General features: G+C 64.9%; 16 protein-coding genes. 10 read left to right on the top strand and 6 right to left on the bottom strand.

Annotation, left to right across the window (positions count from 1 at the left end; translation table 11 throughout):
- Positions 1 to 119: 119 nt before the first annotated feature.
- The 3 genes from ACE103_RS35945 to ACE103_RS35935 all read left to right on the top strand — a co-directional run bounded on the left by ACE103_RS35945 (position 120) and on the right by ACE103_RS35935 (position 2,945).
- Positions 120 to 1,559, top strand: a complete 1,440-nt coding sequence (locus ACE103_RS35945; protein WP_375776879.1) for an LVIVD repeat-containing protein — start codon at positions 120 to 122, stop codon at positions 1,557 to 1,559.
- Positions 1,560 to 1,566: 7 nt separating this feature from the next.
- Positions 1,567 to 2,109 carry a hypothetical protein gene (locus ACE103_RS35940; protein WP_375776878.1) on the top strand — a complete coding sequence of 181 codons (543 nt, stop codon included), beginning with the start codon at positions 1,567 to 1,569 and terminating at the stop codon, positions 2,107 to 2,109.
- Positions 2,110 to 2,327: 218 nt separating this feature from the next.
- Positions 2,328 to 2,945 (top strand): LysE family translocator, encoded by a 618-nt coding sequence (locus ACE103_RS35935; RefSeq protein WP_375776877.1) that lies wholly within the window; start codon positions 2,328 to 2,330, stop codon positions 2,943 to 2,945.
- Between the two features lie 8 nt (positions 2,946 to 2,953).
- Here the strand turns inward: ACE103_RS35935 and ACE103_RS35930 are convergent, their stop codons facing one another.
- The 3 genes from ACE103_RS35930 to ACE103_RS35920 are packed head-to-tail and all read right to left on the bottom strand — an operon-like array spanning position 2,954 to position 7,226.
- Entirely contained in the window at positions 2,954 to 3,877 is a 924-nt protein-coding gene (locus ACE103_RS35930) for an FAD binding domain-containing protein (RefSeq protein WP_375776876.1), read from the bottom strand.
- Positions 3,874 to 6,555 (bottom strand): molybdopterin-dependent oxidoreductase, encoded by a 2,682-nt coding sequence (locus ACE103_RS35925; protein WP_375776875.1) that lies wholly within the window; start codon positions 6,553 to 6,555, stop codon positions 3,874 to 3,876. Before ACE103_RS35925 ends, ACE103_RS35930 begins: the two co-directional genes overlap by 4 nt.
- Positions 6,552 to 7,226 (bottom strand): TetR/AcrR family transcriptional regulator, encoded by a 675-nt coding sequence (locus ACE103_RS35920; protein ID WP_375776874.1) that lies wholly within the window; start codon positions 7,224 to 7,226, stop codon positions 6,552 to 6,554. The genes ACE103_RS35925 and ACE103_RS35920 overlap by 4 nt, the downstream gene beginning before the upstream one ends.
- Positions 7,227 to 7,427: 201 nt before the next feature.
- Here ACE103_RS35920 and ACE103_RS35915 point away from each other — a divergent pair, with 201 nt between their 5' ends.
- The 4 genes from ACE103_RS35915 to ACE103_RS35900 all read left to right on the top strand — a co-directional run bounded on the left by ACE103_RS35915 (position 7,428) and on the right by ACE103_RS35900 (position 9,410).
- Positions 7,428 to 7,661: a DUF6894 family protein gene (locus ACE103_RS35915; protein ID WP_223977145.1), complete on the top strand. Its 234-nt coding sequence runs from the start codon at positions 7,428 to 7,430 to the stop codon at positions 7,659 to 7,661.
- 9 nt (positions 7,662 to 7,670) lie between these two features.
- On the top strand, positions 7,671 to 7,847 hold the full coding sequence (locus ACE103_RS35910; RefSeq protein WP_375776873.1) for a hypothetical protein: 177 nt from the start codon (positions 7,671 to 7,673) through the stop codon (positions 7,845 to 7,847).
- Between the two features lie 284 nt (positions 7,848 to 8,131).
- Positions 8,132 to 9,220 carry a PepSY-associated TM helix domain-containing protein gene (locus tag ACE103_RS35905; RefSeq protein ID WP_375781255.1) on the top strand — a complete coding sequence of 363 codons (1,089 nt, stop codon included), beginning with the start codon at positions 8,132 to 8,134 and terminating at the stop codon, positions 9,218 to 9,220.
- Positions 9,221 to 9,227: 7 nt separating this feature from the next.
- Entirely contained in the window at positions 9,228 to 9,410 is a 183-nt protein-coding gene (locus ACE103_RS35900; RefSeq protein ID WP_375776872.1) for a hypothetical protein, read from the top strand.
- A 409-nt stretch (positions 9,411 to 9,819) separates the two neighbouring features.
- On the opposite strand, the gene ACE103_RS35895 is transcribed toward ACE103_RS35900, so the two are convergent.
- Positions 9,820 to 11,595, bottom strand: coding sequence for an adenylate/guanylate cyclase domain-containing protein (locus ACE103_RS35895; protein WP_375776871.1), 1,776 nt, complete (start codon positions 11,593 to 11,595; stop codon positions 9,820 to 9,822).
- Positions 11,596 to 11,692: 97 nt separating this feature from the next.
- On the bottom strand, positions 11,693 to 12,490 hold the full coding sequence (locus ACE103_RS35890; protein WP_375776870.1) for an N-formylglutamate amidohydrolase: 798 nt from the start codon (positions 12,488 to 12,490) through the stop codon (positions 11,693 to 11,695).
- Between the two features lie 103 nt (positions 12,491 to 12,593).
- Here ACE103_RS35890 and ACE103_RS35885 point away from each other — a divergent pair, with 103 nt between their 5' ends.
- The 3 genes from ACE103_RS35885 (at position 12,594) to ACE103_RS35875 (ending at position 14,774) form a co-directional block, all read left to right on the top strand.
- Positions 12,594 to 13,496: a transglutaminase N-terminal domain-containing protein gene (locus ACE103_RS35885; RefSeq protein WP_375776869.1), complete on the top strand. Its 903-nt coding sequence runs from the start codon at positions 12,594 to 12,596 to the stop codon at positions 13,494 to 13,496.
- Positions 13,497 to 13,498: 2 nt separating this feature from the next.
- A complete protein-coding gene (locus ACE103_RS35880; RefSeq protein WP_375776868.1) occupies positions 13,499 to 14,308 on the top strand; it encodes a transglutaminase family protein in 810 nt (269 codons plus the stop codon).
- 67 nt (positions 14,309 to 14,375) lie between these two features.
- The gene (locus ACE103_RS35875) at positions 14,376 to 14,774 is read left to right on the top strand and encodes a gamma-glutamylcyclotransferase (RefSeq protein ID WP_375776867.1); all 399 of its coding nucleotides are present in this window, start codon (positions 14,376 to 14,378) and stop codon (positions 14,772 to 14,774) included.
- Between the two features lie 52 nt (positions 14,775 to 14,826).
- Here the strand turns inward: ACE103_RS35875 and ACE103_RS35870 are convergent, their stop codons facing one another.
- Entirely contained in the window at positions 14,827 to 15,381 is a 555-nt protein-coding gene (locus ACE103_RS35870) for a chlorite dismutase family protein (RefSeq protein WP_375776866.1), read from the bottom strand.
- Positions 15,382 to 15,548: the final 167 nt, after the last annotated feature.

Genomic DNA, 15,548 nt, shown 5'->3' with positions numbered 1-15,548 from the left:
GTCGGATAATAGGCAACCAAATGGTTGCATGTCAAGAGCGTGTGTTCAGGCGCCGGTATCGCCGTGCTAGCGTTCCGCACAGCCAACGAAGATTGGCCTGGGAATTCGGGGTGGTGCGCATGGGTGGTCGCGTTACGGCAGTTTGCTGCACGTTTCTTCTTGTCCTGCTCGCGGATGCTGCGAGCGCCCAGCAGAAGATCGGCGACCCGCCCGAAGCCTCCAGCATGCGGCTGGTTGGAACCAGCGACTTGCAGGCACGCAGCGCGTATCAGCCGACCATCCATCACCAGGGCGACAGATGGATCGCCTATATCGGCCATCACGGTGGCACCGACGACATTCCCGATCCCGTCAACCCGATGACCGGCAAGGCCGAGCCGAACGGCACCTCGATCGTCGACGTCACCGATCCCGCGCATCCGAAATATCTGCGGCACATTCCAGGCCAGGAAGGCAAATATGAATCCGGCGGCGCGCAGATGGTGCGGATCTGCGACGGCAAGGATCTGCCGAAAGGCGATCGCAACGCGGTCTACATGCTGCGCACTTTCGGCAGCGAGGCGCATGAGATCTGGAACGTCGCCGATCCCGCCAATCCCGTGCTGGTCACCCGGATCGGCGGGCTGAAGGACACGCACAAGAATTTCTGGGAATGCGACACCGGCATCGCCTTCCTGGTGTCGGGTGCACCGGACTGGCGCACGCGGCGCATGACGCAGATCTACGATCTCTCCGACCCCGCGCAGCCAAAGAAGATCAGGGACTTCGGTCTGCCTGGACAGGAGCCGGGCGCGACCGGCGCGGTGCCGACCGAGTTGCACGGGCCGATCTCGACCGGGCCGCGAGGCAACCGCGTCTATTTCGGCTACGGCACCGACAAGGGCGGCTTCCTGCAGATCGTCGATCGCGACAAGCTTCTGAACGGGCCGAAGGAGCCGACGCCGGACAATCTGAAATTCCCGGAGATTGCGCGGATGCCGCTGTCGGCGATGAACGGCGCGCATACGGTGTTTCCGATGCCGGGCATGCCGATTGCGGAATTCGCCCGCGACAAGGATGGCAAGAGCCGCGACATCGTGATGATCGTCGACGAGGCGATCCAGAACGAGTGCGGCGAGGCGCGGCAGATGGTTTGGTTCGCCGACGTCACGACCGAGGCGCGGCCGATGATGATCTCGAACTATACCGTCCCTGAGGCCTCCGGCGCGTTCTGCGAACGCGGCGGCCGGTTCGGCTCGCATTCGTCGAACGAGAGCATGGCGCCGGTCTATTACAAGAAGCTCGCGTTCATCGCCTTCTTCAACGCGGGCGTCCGCGCGCTTGATATCCGCGATCCCTATCATCCCAGGGAAGTCGGCTACTTCATTCCCTCCATCACGGCCGCGACCGACAAACGCTGCGTCACGATCGACGGCAAGGACCGCTGCAAGGTCGCGATCCAGACCAACAATGTCGAGACCGACGAGCGCGGCTATGTCTACGCGGTCGACCGCGCGAACACCGGCCTGCACATCCTTGAACTGACCGGCGCGGCGCGTGCCGTCGCCGGTCTGCCGTGAGCGGGCGATGACGCGCTCGTGGCCGGTCATCGCGGCGATGTTCCTGGCGCTCGGCGGCCTGTCGGCCGTGGCCGGCTACGAGATGGCGCCGCCGCGCCGCGCGCAGTGGCGCGAGATCGCCTGGCCGTTCCCGCGTGATGGCTGGCCCGCCGGCCGCGCCTTCCATTGCGGTGTGGCCGAGTGCGGCGCTGAGGTCGAAGTCTATCTGCGGCCGAAGCTCGGCTTCTGCAATTGCGACAGCGGCGTCGCCGATGACGACGAGGTCGATCGCGTGTCCGATGTCGACATGATCAGCCCGCGGTTTGTGCCGCTGAAGGTGGGCGATGTCGTCGATGTCGCTGAGATGCGCGGACGGATCAGGGCTTATGATGTCGGGATGCCCAAGGAGAAGCGTACCGCGATCGGCATCGCGCTGTCGCATCGCTGCGATCTCATGGCCGTGGCGGCGCAGGGTGGGGGAGATGCGGCGCGGGTGCAAGGCGCGACGTTGAAGTTTCTGGAGTCGCGAGAGATGAAAACGTGGATGACGGCCGCGATGGAAGGTCGCTGAATTGGGTTCCCTTACCTCGCCCCGCTTGCGGGGAGAGGTCGGATCGCATCGCCAGATGCGATCCGGGTGAGGGGGTATAGGTCGTACGACTCACACCGCCTGGTGGAGAGAGCCCCTCACCCCAGCCCTCTCCCCGCAAGGGTGGGGCGAGGGAGCAGACCGCTTCCATGTTCGGCTCTTGCATGCATAATGTCGGCAAAGAACAAACGAGCCCCCCAATGTCCCTGCAAGCCTATTTCGCCTTCGTCGCCGCCTGCATTGCGCTGGCGCTGTTGCCCGGTCCGATCGTCACGATGGTGATCGCCAACGGGCTGCGTTACGGCACGCGCGCGGCACTCACCAATGTGCTGGGCGCGCAGGTCGGGCTCGCGATCGTGATCGGCATCGTCGCGGTCGGGCTGACCTCGCTGATGGCGACGATGGGCTACTGGTTCGATTGGGTGCGCTTTGCCGGCGCCGGCTATCTGGTCTGGCTCGGCATCAAGCTGATCCGCTCACCGGTCGAGGGCGTCGGCACCGACGACCGGCCGCCACCGCCGCGCGGCGGTTTCTTCCTGCAGGGCTTTCTGGTGCTGCTCTCGAACCCGAAGGTCTTGGTGTTCTTCGGCGCCTTCATTCCGCAGTTCATGGACATGGACAAGCCGCACATTCCGCAGGTCGCGCTGCTCGGCATCACCTTCATGGCGACTGCCGTGCTGACCGACGCCGCCTACGCCTTGGCCGCCGGCCGCGCCCGCAAATTCTTCTCCAAGGAGCGGACGCGGCTGATGTCGCGCATCTCAGGCGGTTTCATGATCGGCGGCGGCATCTGGCTGGCGCTGACCCGGGCGCGGTGAGCTGCAGGTTACGCGGCGATCCGCTCGACGAGGTCGCGCACCAGGCCCGTCAGCAGGTCGAGCTTGTATCCGGTCATCGTCAGCGGCTTGGCTCCCGACGTTGCCAGCTCGGCGGCGTGCGCGATGGTCGACGCGTCGGCCGGCTTTCCCCGCAGTGCTGCCGCGCTTGCCGCAAGACGCAGCGGGACCGGGGCGATGCCGCCGGCTGTAAGGTGAACCTCGCGGAATACGCCGCCCTCTATCACGGCCCGCACGCAGACCTCGACCAGCGGCCATTCCGCATGCGTCCGGCTGATCGCGCGCTTGTAGAGCGCGCGCTCGCCGGCGAGCGGAGCAGGGAGCTCGATCCGCTCGATCCGTTCGCCCGGCGCGAGCAGATTGTCGGCCGCCCCGTTGCTGCCGTCGCCGAGCAGGTCGGTGATCGACAATCCGCTGCGCCGGTCGGTGACGATCTTCGCATCATAGGCCAGCAGCGCCATCGCCATGGTGGACGGATGCGGCGCCACGCAAGGACCGAGATCGAACGCGACGTGATAGAGATGATTGCCTGATCGCGCCGGACAGTCGGAGCCGCCCTTCTTGAGACAGGCGATCTGCGGATTGCGGAAATACCAGCAGCGTGAGCGCTGGGCGAGGTTGCCGCCGAGCGTCGCCATGTGCCGGATCTGCGGCGTGGCCAGGCCCTGCGCGGCAGCAGCGATGCCGGGATAGGCTTGCGCGAGCCGCGCGTCGGATGCGATCGCCACGATCGCGGTGAGGGCACCGATGCGTGCCGCGCCGTCCGCGCTCCATGCGATCCCGATCGTATCGGGACTGGCGGTGAGATCGATGATCGATCCGCACGACAGGCCGCTGCGACGGCGCTCCGACAGATCGGTGCCGGCGGCGCGGAATTCGGGCGCGGACAGCGCCTCTGCGATTGCGACGCTCATGCGGCATCCCTCCCTTTCAGTGCGGCGACGATGCGGTCGGGCCGGATCGGAATCTCGGTGAGGCGAACGCCGATCGCGTCGTGGATCGCGTTCGCGACCGCGGCCGAGGTCGGCACCGTCGATGCCTCGCCGATGCCGACGCTGTTGCCGAGCACATGGTCGAAGCCGGCTTCGTCGAAATGGACATCGATCTCGGGTGTGTCGGCGATACCCGGGATGCGATAATCCTCCATCCCCGCGGTCAGCACGTCACCGCTGGTCGGATCGAGCTCGCGCGCCTCGTAGAGCGCGTAGCCGAGGCCCTGGATCACCGCGCCGCAGGCCTGGCTGCGCGCCAGCGCCGGTGCTGCGATCTTGCCGACCGCGATCCCGGTATGCACGTTGAGCACGCGGACATGGCCGAGCCAGGTGTCGACCTCGACCTCGATCACCTGCACCGAGCTCGGCACGCCGGCGCCGACCGCGATGTTCGAGAAGCGGCGCATCATCCAGCCGAACACCATGCCCATCAGGCCGACTTCGCGCAGCGGCGAGCGGATGCCGGGCGCGGTGTTCTTGCCGTCCTCGCCGCGCGTCTCCACGACAGCGATGTCGGGCGAGCGCGCGATCAGCTCGCGCCAGGGCGCGTTCGAGCCGGGCGCAGGCTTTCGTGTCGCCTGTTCGAGGATTGCAGCCTTCAGTTTCCGCACCGCCTGCAGCGTCGGCGGCATCACCGAGGCGGTGACGCGGCTGCCGCCGGAGCCGGGGCCTTCGGGCAGCGATGAATCGCCGATCCGCACCTCGATGTCAGACGGTTCGAGATCGAGCTCGCGCGCGATCGTGTCGGCAAGCACGCTGCGGGTGCCGGTGCCGATGTCCTGCGTTGCGGTGCTGGCGACGATCCGGCCGGCCTTGACCGCGACCTCGACTTTCACGTTCGGCTGCCAGAGATAGAGCCAGTAGCCCGTCGCCATGCCGATGCCGCGGCGATAGCGCCCATTCTGCACCGGCTTGCGGTTGCGCCAGATCTCGAGCGCGGAGGCCCAGTCGTAGAGCCGCTGGCGGTTGGGATCGGGATCCCACTTCTTGCGCAAGGCAATCGGATCGACCTTGAGCCGCAGCGCGGCCTCGTCGATCGCCTGCTCCACCGCGAACGCCATCGGCGGACCGCCGGGGCCACGGAAGGCCGCGCCGGGCGGCAGATTGCTGATGACGTCGAAATCCGAAAGATCCTTCGCCTCGGCCGGATAGATCAGCCGCGCCAGGCCCGCGATCGTCGAGTTGGTCGCAGCCCCCGTATCGGCATGCGCGGTGACGGAGAGCGCTTTCAGGCCGCCCTTGTCGGAGGGCAGCAGCGCGACCTTCAGTTCCGCGGCCGGCCGGTAGCCGGCGACGGAGAGCTCCTCCTGCCGATCGTAGGCGACTCTCACCGGCGCTTTCGCCTCGCGCGCGAGCTCGATCGCGGCGATGGTCTCGACGCCGAGGCTCGCCTTCGATCCGAAGCCGCCGCCGACGTGATCGGCGATGACGCGGACCTTGTCGTGATCGAGCTTGTAGCGCTTTGCGATCTGCTCCTTGAGGTGAAACACCTGCTGGGTCGAGGCGTGCAAGGTCAGCCGGTCGCCGTCGAAGCGCGCCACCGCGGCATGCGGCTCGAGGCATGCATGCTGCTGCGTGGCGGTGCGGAAGGTGGCTTCGACGAGCAGTCGGTTGTTAGCCTGGCGCGCCTCGTCCACCCAGTTGCGGGCCTTCTTGGCGCGCGTCGAGAACACCGCGGTCGGCCCGCGGATGTTCTGCTTCCATGGCGCCGGCCCGCCGGCCGCCTCCGAGACGTTGCCGGCGCGCTTGCGGCTCGCTTTGTCGAACACCACGGGCGCGCCATCCTTGCGCCCGGCGTCGAGCCCGACCACCGCGGGCAGCCGTTCGCTGGTCAGCTTGATCGCCGCCAGCGCCGCCAGCGCCGTCTTGCGGTCCTTCGCGGCGACCGCCGCGATCGGTTCGCCGACATAGCGCACGATGCGGTCGTCGCCGAGCAGCGATACCGCGGCGACGCCGGCGAGCGCGCGCGCCGGTGCCAGATCGAGCGCGGTGATGCGGGCATGCGCCTCGCGCGATCGCAGGATCATGCCTTCGAGCTGGCCGTCATGGTTGATGTCGACAGTGTACTTTGCGGCGCCCGTCACCTTGTCGCGTGCCTCGATGCGTGGCGCCGTGACATTGTCGCCGTCGAAACGGCCGGCGCAGGCATCCGCCACCGCACGGAAGATGCCGTCATAGGCGCCGCAGCGGCAGAGATGGCCCGATAGCGCGGCGCCGATCTCTTCGCGTGACGGCACTGCCGTCCCCTTGGTCGCGCGCCAGCGGTCGCAGAACGCGGTCGCCTCCACGATGAAGCCCGGCGTGCAGAAGCCGCATTGCAGGGCATCATGCGCCATGAATGCCTTCTGCACCGGATGCAGCCCGGCGGCGCCGATGGCCTCCACCGTCGTCACCGCCTTGCCGGCCGCGGCGTGCGCCGGCATCAGGCAGCTTGCGACCGGCGCGCCGTCGACCAGCACCGTGCAGGCGCCGCAGACGCCGGCGCCGCACACGAGCTTGGTGCCGGTGAGCTTGAGCTGGTCGCGCACGATGTCGATCAAGAGCGCATCGGGATCATCGGGCAGCGATTCAACACGGCCATTGATGGTCGTCGTGCTCATGGATGTCCTCCTGTCTTGCTGCGTGTCGGCTTTTGGTTGATCGCCGCCTTCTTGATGGGCGGCTTTGCGGATTTCGGCGAAGATTTGGGCACAGCGCCCGCGCAGAGCGTCCGCACCATGATCGCCATGTCCTTCAGGAACGCATCGGACGGCTGCATCGCCGGATACTGCGACTTCGATGCGTACACTGACATTTCGACAAGCCGCGCGAATTCGGCCGGCGACAGGTCCTGCGGCAGCGCCAGCTGCTGCTTGCGCCCGATCTTCGTGATCGTCGCGACCATGCGCTCCGCATAGCGTGCGGCGTAGGTCTGATAAAGATCGCGCGCGTGCACGAGATGCTCGGAATACAATTCCTCGAGATGCGGCGAGCCGTCCAGCGACGAGATCATGGTCGACATCCGCGCGGTCATGCCCGCGGCAAGGATGTCGCCGAGATCGCCGCCCGCCGTCTCCGCCTCGGCAACGGCAGTCTCCTCGGCCGCGATCGCGGATTCATGCACGCGCTCGATCACGGCACGGAACAGCGCTTCCTTGGATTTGAAATGATGATAGAGCGCCTGCCGCGTCAGGCCGGCCGCTTCGGCGACCTGCTCGATCGAGGAACGGCGAAAGCCGTGCCGGCGGAACACCAGCATGGTGGCATCGAGAATACGGGTTTTCGGTCCCATTTGACGATTTTGACAAATACAGGAGAACTGTCAAATCGCGATTTGGTGAAGGCGGCGTTGGAGCCCCTGATCACCATTCCGCGAGGCCGCCGCGCTGCGTGCGCCCGTGTGAACCGCATCACGGATGGTCGCGTCCAAGTTACGTAGAGCTTCGTCGTACAAAGGCGAGCCAGATCGCCCGGAGCTTGCGAGGACGCGGACATGACGCAGGTCTATTTCCATTGCTCGAATACGCGCGGCGTGTTGATGGACCGCCGCGGCACCGCGGTGACCAGCCTCTCCGAGGCCTGCGAGGCGGCGACCCGCATGATGCGCTCGCTGGTCGCAACGGTCAGTCTGGAAGACTGGCGCGACTGGGCCGTGCATGTCAGCGACGAGGACGGTGAGGAGATCGTCATCCTGCCCTTCGCATTCGTTCTCGGTAAGCCGCACTGAGAGGGTGCCATGTTGTCGCTGAAGTCACTGTTACCTCTGCGCCGTGGCCTGAACGCGATCACGACCGGCTGGCAGAACTTGATCGCGCGTATGCGCGATCCCTACCGGCCCGAGCTGCACTACATGCGCGGACCGGGCCCCAGATGGCGTGCGAAGCATCCTGTCCACGCCGCATCGGCCGGTTGAACGCCGCGATCAAATTTAGAACGATCCCAGGAAATCGCGCTGACAGCCGGGACGCATCGTCGCAGTTGCCGGACGCGCTCGTTGCGAGAGCGCAACACGATCAACGATAAGTCCAACACTGGATCGGTTCTAATCGCCGCGCGACGGCGTGCATCCTTCATCGTGTTAGTGACGGCAAGAATGGAGACTCCCGAAATTAGGTAGCGAAGTTGACTGCGACGACCAAATCCCTGCGGCGGTGGGGCGCCGTCCACAAATGGACCAGCCTGATCTGCACCTTGTTCATGCTGCTATTGTGCATCACCGGCCTGCCGCTGATCTTCCACGACGAGATCGACGATCTCCTGCACAGCCAGGTCAAGCCGGCCGAGGCGCCCGCCGGCACGCCGCCGGCCAATCTCGATCATCTGCTCGCCAACGCGCTCACGCAGGCGCCGGGCAAGGTGCCCCATTTCCTGATCTGGGATCGTGACGAGCCCGGCGCGATCTGGGTCAGCGTTGGCCCGACGATCGACGCCGATCCGACCAACAACCTCCTGGTCCGGATGGATACGCATACCGGCGCCTATCTCGATTCCCCTGACGTGACCGGCCGCTTCACCTACATCATGCTGAAGCTGCACACCGATATGTTCGCGGGCCTGCCCGGCAAGCTGTTCCTTGGATTGATGGGGATCCTGTTCTGCGTCGCGATCATTTCCGGCATCGTGGTCTACGCGCCGTCGATGCGAAAGCTGCACTTCGGCGCCTACCGCGCGCAGCGGAGGCGCGTCGTGCGCTGGCTCGACGTCCACAATCTCGCCGGCATCCTGCTGGTGGCCTGGACGCTCGTCGTTGGCTTCACCGGGGTCATCAACACCTGGGCCGACCTCGTGCTCAAGATGTGGCAATTCGGCCAGCTTGCCGAGATGACCGCGCAGTACAAGGACCGGCCGGTGCCGACGAAGCTGACCTCGCTGAACGGGGCCGTCGAGGTTGCGAGGCATGCGGTGCCCGGCATGACGCCGAGCTTCGTCGCGTTCCCGGGAACCCTGTTCAGCAGCAAGAGCCACTACGCGGTCTTCCTGCACGGCGATACGCCGCTGACCTCGCGGCTCTTGAAGCCCGCGCTGATCGATGCGGAAACCGGCACGCTGACCGACAGTCGCGACATGCCCTGGTATGTGTCGACGCTGTACGTTTCGCAGCCGCTGCATTTCGGCGACTACGGCGGCATGCCGCTCAAGATCGTCTGGGCGCTGCTCGACATCCTCACCATCTTCATCCTCGTCACCGGCGTGTATCTGTGGATGCGCCGGCGCAAGGCGGGCGTGAGCGTGGAACGCGCCATCGCCAACGCCGCCTCCATCGACAACCCCGCGCTCACGTCGTGACATCAGCATGGTCGTACATCGTTCATTGGCCCAGATCTTCGCCGCTCCGCTCGTCATTGCGATCGTGAGCACGGTGGGATTGATCAGCGCGCTGGTCGGCGACGGCTGGTGGGATGCCGTCTCCTGGGTGGCGCTCGGCCTTCCTGTGCTGCTCTATCTGCTGTTCATCTGGCGGCGCCGGTCGAATTGATCGGAATATGCGCATCCCTGCGGTGTCTCAACCGCGGAGATGCGCGGGAAGTCGAACAAGAAATCGAGCAGGCCATCGCCGCCACGCAAGTGCCTGGCGTGCGGCATCGCGCCGGTGCGAGCACCGCAGATCATCTGCCACGGCTGCGTCGGCTCGGCGACGGCGATCGAGGTCGTTCGCAAATCGAGGGTCGCGCCGGGACCGCCCGGGAAAGGCAAGGCGTCTGTCGCGCGTCCTCTGAAGAAGCGGCGGCTTCGTCCCCGGCATCCCAAGGCGCCGGTCTAGGTGGACAATCAGGTCGTGGACCCAAGAACGTGATGGCCGCGGCGACGTCGTGATGTCCCGCCGTTTCCGCTATGGGCGGGAACCGGGGGTCAACATTTCGACGACATTGCGAGAGGACGGGTCCTCACTCCGGGAGCCCTGCCATGCGTAACGGGTTGACCAATGCGTCCAGGTCGCCTTGCCGGCGATACGGAAGCAGACTGGCCCAGCGGGCCAAGCTGAAGTTGGGGTGGCCCGCCAGCAAGTCGGTTGAAATAGCACGTGCTTCATCTTGCCGGCCGAGATTCCAAAGTGCCGCGATGAGTGTCGACTGCGCGGTCAGCCAAAGCGGCCGCTGCTTCAGTACGCGGGAAGCAATGTCGTGCGCCGTCGCGAAGTCTCCGAGATGAAATCTTGCGCGCGCTTCGTCGACCATGGATTCGTTGCGTTCAATGGGACTGAGCCGTTGGGCGTGTTCCTCGTAAAGGACGGCTTTTCTGAAATTGCCGGCGTAACCATGATACATGCCCGCCATGTGATGGGCGTCAGAACTGCTGGGCACGAGGCTGATTGCCGCTTCTCCTGCTGTCACAGCCTCATCATGGCGACGCTGAAAGGTGCGGACATAGCCAATGACCAAGTATGCCTCGCCGAAACCAGGGTCAACCGCGAGAGCCCGATCGGCGCAATCCAGCGCGGCTTGATACGTTTCATCCTCGTCTTTGGCCCAACCAAATCGGGCCTGGTCGGTTAGAGTGAGACCCAGGAGGTAGAGTGCCGGCATGAAGGCCGGATTGATCTCCAGCGCCTCTTCCAGAAGCTTCCGTCCCTGTGCATGAGTCTGTCTCGCAAAATTAACGTAGAGCGCGCGCCCCTTTAGAACATATTCATATGCCAGCGGACTGCCTGAGCGCTTTCGCCATACCCTTGCGCGTTCGCCGACCGTCAGCTGCACCTCGAGCGCTTCGACGATCTCGCGCGTAATTCGGTCTTGGAGGTCGAACACGTCATCGAGTTCTCCATCAAAACGATCCGCCCAAAGGTGGCTACCGTCTCGACTATCGATCAATTGCGCCGTCAACCTTATGCGATTGCCAAGCTTTCGAACGCTCCCTTCCAGCAGATAGCGAGCGCCCAAAATCTGCCCGATCTCGCGAATGTCCCTTTTCTGCCCCTTGAACGCGAAGCTCGAATTGCGAGCTATCACCATCAGCTCTTGAATCTTCGACAGGGTCGTGAGGACGTCTTCGGCGATCCCGTCTGCGAAATACTCCTGTTCGATATCGCCGCTCATATTCTGAAACGGCAGCACCGCGATGGAGGGCTTTCGCGAGAGCGGGCGGACATGGTGTGGTTCGGTGAAAGTTGCAAGATGCGCAGTTGAAGCTTTGGCGCCGATTTTCATTCGCCAGACGCGTACCGGTTCAGCAATGTTCTTCAGATTCTGCTGACCGATGTCTTCGAAGGCCGCATCGACCTTGCCCCGGATTTGCCGGTAGGCGTCGTCGGACAGGCATATGCCGCCGGGGTCGGCAATATTCTCCAGCCGTGCGGCGATGTTGACGCCGTCGCCGAAGATGTCGTCGTTGTCGATCATGATGTCGCCGACGTGAATGCCGATGCGAAACGCGATCCGCTGCTGTTGCGGTGCTGCGGCGTTCAGCTCTGCCATCCTGTCTTGAACCTCCACAGAGCTGCGCACTGCATCGACGACACTGCCGAACTCGACGAGCATGCCGTCACCGGTTGTCTTGACGATGCGGCCACGATGAGCGGCTATCGTTGGATCAATGAGATCCTTTCTGGCTGCCTTGAGTCGCGCGAGCGTGCCTTCCTCGTCCGTTCCCATGAGGCGACTGTAGCCGGCGACATCCGCCGCCAGCACTGCTGCCAGTCGTCTTTCCACTCGCTCGGGGGCCACGGAACTGTCCTAACTCGGAAGTTCAAGCCGGCAGATTAAAGCACGCCAAGTTGCCTCCGGGCTAGAGGCCGCACTCTCGCAGGCCCCGTTCGACGCCCTAGATCCGCGCTTCCTTACGCAACGTCGTTTCGATCTCGCCGAGGATGCGCGCCAGCCGCTCGGCCCATGCGGTCTCTCCGGCCTGGTCGGAGATCAGGTCCTGGCGGATCTCGATGCCGGAATTCATCAGGCCGCGCTTCTCGCCATGCACGGGGATCGTGTAGTCGGTCTCGTCGCTGACTGCATAGGGCTCGTTGTCGCCGACCACGAGATCGCCCTCGCTGCGCAGATGCTTCAGCAGCAGCGGTGGCAGCGCCTTGTCGCGGTGGTACAGCGTGCCGATGTGCCAGGGACGCGCGATGCCGGCATAGACCGGCGTGAAGCTGTGCAGTGACACCAGCACCGTCGGCATGCCCCGATGCGCGCGCGCGTCGATGATCTCGTCGATGCGCTGATGATAGGGATCGAAGATCTGCGCGCGGCGCATCTCGGCGGCTTCGCGCGACAGGCCTTCATTGCCGGGAACGGTGGTGGCTTCGCTGATCAGCGGAACCGAGCTTGCGACATGCGGTGGACGATTGCAGTCGATCACGAGCCGCGAGTAGCGCTGCGCGATCAGGTGTGCGCCGAGCAGGTCGGAGAGCTGAGTTGCCACGCCGGCGATGCCGATGTCCCAGGCGATGTGCCGGACGAGCTCGCTTTCGGGCAGGCCGAGATCGCCGAGCGAAGAGGGAATCAGCCTGCCGTAATGATCGCAGGTGAACAGGAACGGCGAGCGGCCATCGGAATTATGTTCAAGAACCGGTGAAACGTCGGTGCTTGCGAGCAGGAACGATGGGCCACCGCCGTAATTCAAGGGCCTTTTCCTCAACTTTGCCTATTCAAGGGGCATGCTGGTCTGGAATCGAGCAGCTTTCTCTATAGATTAAGCGGTCCGAAATCACGATGATTGTTTGAAGATGCCGCTCCTGACTATCCATCACAAGACCGTTTATCGCTATGCGCGCCCGGTGGCGTTCGGCGAACACCGCATCATGCTGCGCCCCCGCGACGGCCACGATCTGCGCGTGCTCGACAGCGCACTTGTGATCGACCCGCAGCCGATGTCGCTGCGCTGGATCCACGACGTGTTCGGCAACAGCGTCGCGATCGCCACCTTCGACGAGCGCGCCGACACGCTGTCCTTTGTCTCGACCGCGACGGTCGAGCACAATCCGGCCGATACGTTCGCGCTGACGCCGGATGACGCCGCCTACTTCTATCCGTTCCTTTACGATGACGAGGAATTCCCCGATCTGCAGCAGTTCATCACGCCGCAATATGGCGACCCGAACGGCGAGCTGTCGACTTGGGCGCGGCGCTTCCTCGATGTCGAGGCGCCGACGCTGACGTTCAAGATCCTGAGCGACATGACGCATGGCATTCGCGAGGCGTTCAGCTATCGCAAGCGTTATGAGCAGGGCACCCAGCATCCGCTTGATACGCTGCGGACGAAGTCCGGCACCTGCCGCGACTATGCGCTGTTCATGATCGAGGCGCTGCGCCGGCTCGGCATCGCCGCGCGTTTCGTCTCCGGCTATCTCGCAATGCCCGCCGGCAGCGCGCATGGCTATGTCGGCGGCGGCTCGACCCACGCCTGGGTGCAGGTCTATCTGCCGAGCGCCGGCTGGATCGAGTTCGATCCGACCAACGGCATCGTCGGCACGCGCGACCTGATCCGCGTCGCGGTGGCGCGCGATCCGCGCCAGGCGGTGCCGCTGCATGGCGTCTATCTCGGCGCCGCGGATGCCTTCTTGGGCCTGGACGTCGACATCAAGGTCGTCTCGGTCGGCGAGAATGCGGCGGAGCGGGAGACAGCCTGACGATGCAGATCAAGGTCGGCTTCGAGATCACCTACACGGCTCCGCAGCCGACCCCGATGGTGATCATGCTGTCGGTCCATCCGTCGCGCTTCGCCGACATCGTCGGCACCGAGAGCATTGCGGCCGAGCCGGATGTCCCGATCGGCCTCTATCGCGACGGCTTCGGCAATGTCTGCGGCCGACTGGTCGCCCCTGGCGGTGGCGTCACCTTCCGCGGCAGCGCGCTGGTGCGGGATTCCGGGCTGGCGGACATCGTCAATCCGGCGGCGCAGCAGGTTGCGATCGAGCAATTGCCCGATGACATGCTGCTCTATCTGATGCCGAGCCGCTATTGCGAGACCGACAAGCTGACCGACATCGCCTGGTCGCTGTTCGGCAACACGCCGCAGGGCTGGGCGCGGGTGCAGGCGATCACCGATTTCGTGCACCATCACGTGACGTTCGGCTACGAGCACGCCCATCACATGAAGTCGGCGCATGACGTCTATGAAGGCCGCGCCGGCGTCTGCCGCGACTTCGCGCATCTGGCGCTCACCTTCTGCCGCTGCATGGGCATTCCGGCGCGCTACTGCACCGGCTATCTCGGCGACATCGGCGTTCCGCCGGACCCCGCGCCGATGGATTTCTCAGGCTGGTTCGAGGTCTATCTGTCGGGCCAATGGTACACGTTCGATGCCCGCCACAACACGCCGCGGATCGGCCGCATCCTGATGGCGACCGGCCGCGACGCCGCCGACGTCGCGCTCACCACGAGCTTCGGCCGTATGACGCTGACGAAGTTCGTCGTGGTGACTGATGAGGTGGTGGCCTAGCGTCCCCCGGGTTTTTCTGTCATTCCGGGTTCGCGTCTGCGACGCGCCCCGGAATGACCGAGTAACAATGACTTCCGACCTTCTCTTCGTCTACGGCACGCTGATGCGCGGCTTCGACCATCCGATGGCCAAGCTGCTTACCGGCAATGCCGAGTTCCTCGGGCCGGCGCAGTGCCGCGGGCGGCTCTATCTGGTGAAGCATTATCCGGGCCTGGTGGCGTCCGACGATCCCGCCGACATCGTGCACGGCGAATTGTTTCGCCTCCGCGAGCGCGAAGCCATGCTGCGCGAATTCGACATGTATGAGGCCTGCGGCGAGGGCTTTCCGCCGCCGACCGAATATGTCCGTGAGATGCTCAAGGTCACGCGCGCCGATGGCAGCGTGAACGAGGCGTGGACCTATCTCTACAACTGGCCTGTCACCGAGCTGCCGCGGATCGCGTCAGGGAAGTTTCTGGAGCACTAGCGCTCGTGTCCCGCGCGCACTGCGTGCTGCGCAGCGTCCGGGGCACAAGTTCTCAGATTTCCCGCTCGACGCGAATGTCGACCTCGCGCTCGACATAGCTCCACTCCTCGGTCGCGCGCAGGATGCCGACCAGTTCGTCGAACAGGCCATCGTGCTCGGGGGCGAATTCGAACCAGGTCAGGAAGTCGAAGGGCATGCCGAGGTCGCGAGCGTGAAACAGCTGGCGGGCGATGGCGGGCAGGAATTTCAAGGTGCCGGCGATGTGGTGCGACTTGTCCTCGAAGATCTCGCGGCGCTCCGGCTGCGTCAGCTCCCACCACGCCGCGGATTTCCTGATCGGGATCAGCGCCGCGTGCGTGGCCTCGCTGCGGCCGAGCCCGGCCTGCACGGCGGCAAGCTTCTCGCGCTCGTCCTTCTCGGTGTAGCGCAAATAGCTGGCGACGCCGGCGAGCCGCCAGGAGGTCTGCGCCGGCAACAGCGGCAGCGCGATCGAGTCGCTCGCAACGATCGACAGCGCCGGGACCTTCGGCAGCGTCTCGCCCTTCACCCGCGTGATGGATGTGACCTGCCAGCCGCCGCTCTGTCCGCCTCTGAATGTCGTGAACATGGCGCTATCCAATCCCGGAAGCGGGGAGGGGGCAAGCTTGCCGTGCAGGCTCTCCACCGCGGATTCGGGGGTAGCCCGCTCGACGGAGCCGCACGGGCTGGCCTGTGAATAGTCCGGAAAAGCCCCACATTGTTCGGCATGTCTTAGCCTGCCGCTATATGGCTAAC

The organism is Bradyrhizobium sp. ma5, from assembly GCF_042258955.1.
Classification (GTDB): domain Bacteria; phylum Pseudomonadota; class Alphaproteobacteria; order Rhizobiales; family Xanthobacteraceae; genus Bradyrhizobium.
The sequence above is the reverse complement of the archived record's forward strand: the minus strand, read 5'-3'. Positions and strand labels throughout refer to the sequence as shown.

Bases quoted from the DNA above. Each gene is read 5' to 3' on its own strand.
- ACE103_RS35945 (WP_375776879.1), top strand. From the start codon at position 120: ATGGGTGGTCGCGTTACGGCAGTTTGCTGCACGTTTCTTCTTGTCCTG.
- ACE103_RS35940 (WP_375776878.1), top strand. From the start codon at position 1,567: ATGACGCGCTCGTGGCCGGTCATCGCGGCGATGTTCCTGGCGCTCGGC.
- ACE103_RS35935 (WP_375776877.1), top strand. From the start codon at position 2,328: ATGTCCCTGCAAGCCTATTTCGCCTTCGTCGCCGCCTGCATTGCGCTG.
- ACE103_RS35930 (WP_375776876.1), bottom strand. From the start codon at position 3,877: ATGAGCGTCGCAATCGCAGAGGCGCTGTCCGCGCCCGAATTCCGCGCC.
- ACE103_RS35925 (WP_375776875.1), bottom strand. From the start codon at position 6,555: ATGAGCACGACGACCATCAATGGCCGTGTTGAATCGCTGCCCGATGAT.
- ACE103_RS35920 (WP_375776874.1), bottom strand. From the start codon at position 7,226: ATGGGACCGAAAACCCGTATTCTCGATGCCACCATGCTGGTGTTCCGC.
- ACE103_RS35915 (WP_223977145.1), top strand. From the start codon at position 7,428: ATGACGCAGGTCTATTTCCATTGCTCGAATACGCGCGGCGTGTTGATG.
- ACE103_RS35910 (WP_375776873.1), top strand. From the start codon at position 7,671: ATGTTGTCGCTGAAGTCACTGTTACCTCTGCGCCGTGGCCTGAACGCG.
- ACE103_RS35905 (WP_375781255.1), top strand. From the start codon at position 8,132: ATGCTGCTATTGTGCATCACCGGCCTGCCGCTGATCTTCCACGACGAG.
- ACE103_RS35900 (WP_375776872.1), top strand. From the start codon at position 9,228: ATGGTCGTACATCGTTCATTGGCCCAGATCTTCGCCGCTCCGCTCGTC.
- ACE103_RS35885 (WP_375776869.1), top strand. From the start codon at position 12,594: ATGCCGCTCCTGACTATCCATCACAAGACCGTTTATCGCTATGCGCGC.
- ACE103_RS35880 (WP_375776868.1), top strand. From the start codon at position 13,499: ATGCAGATCAAGGTCGGCTTCGAGATCACCTACACGGCTCCGCAGCCG.
- ACE103_RS35875 (WP_375776867.1), top strand. From the start codon at position 14,376: ATGACTTCCGACCTTCTCTTCGTCTACGGCACGCTGATGCGCGGCTTC.
- ACE103_RS35870 (WP_375776866.1), bottom strand. From the start codon at position 15,381: ATGTTCACGACATTCAGAGGCGGACAGAGCGGCGGCTGGCAGGTCACA.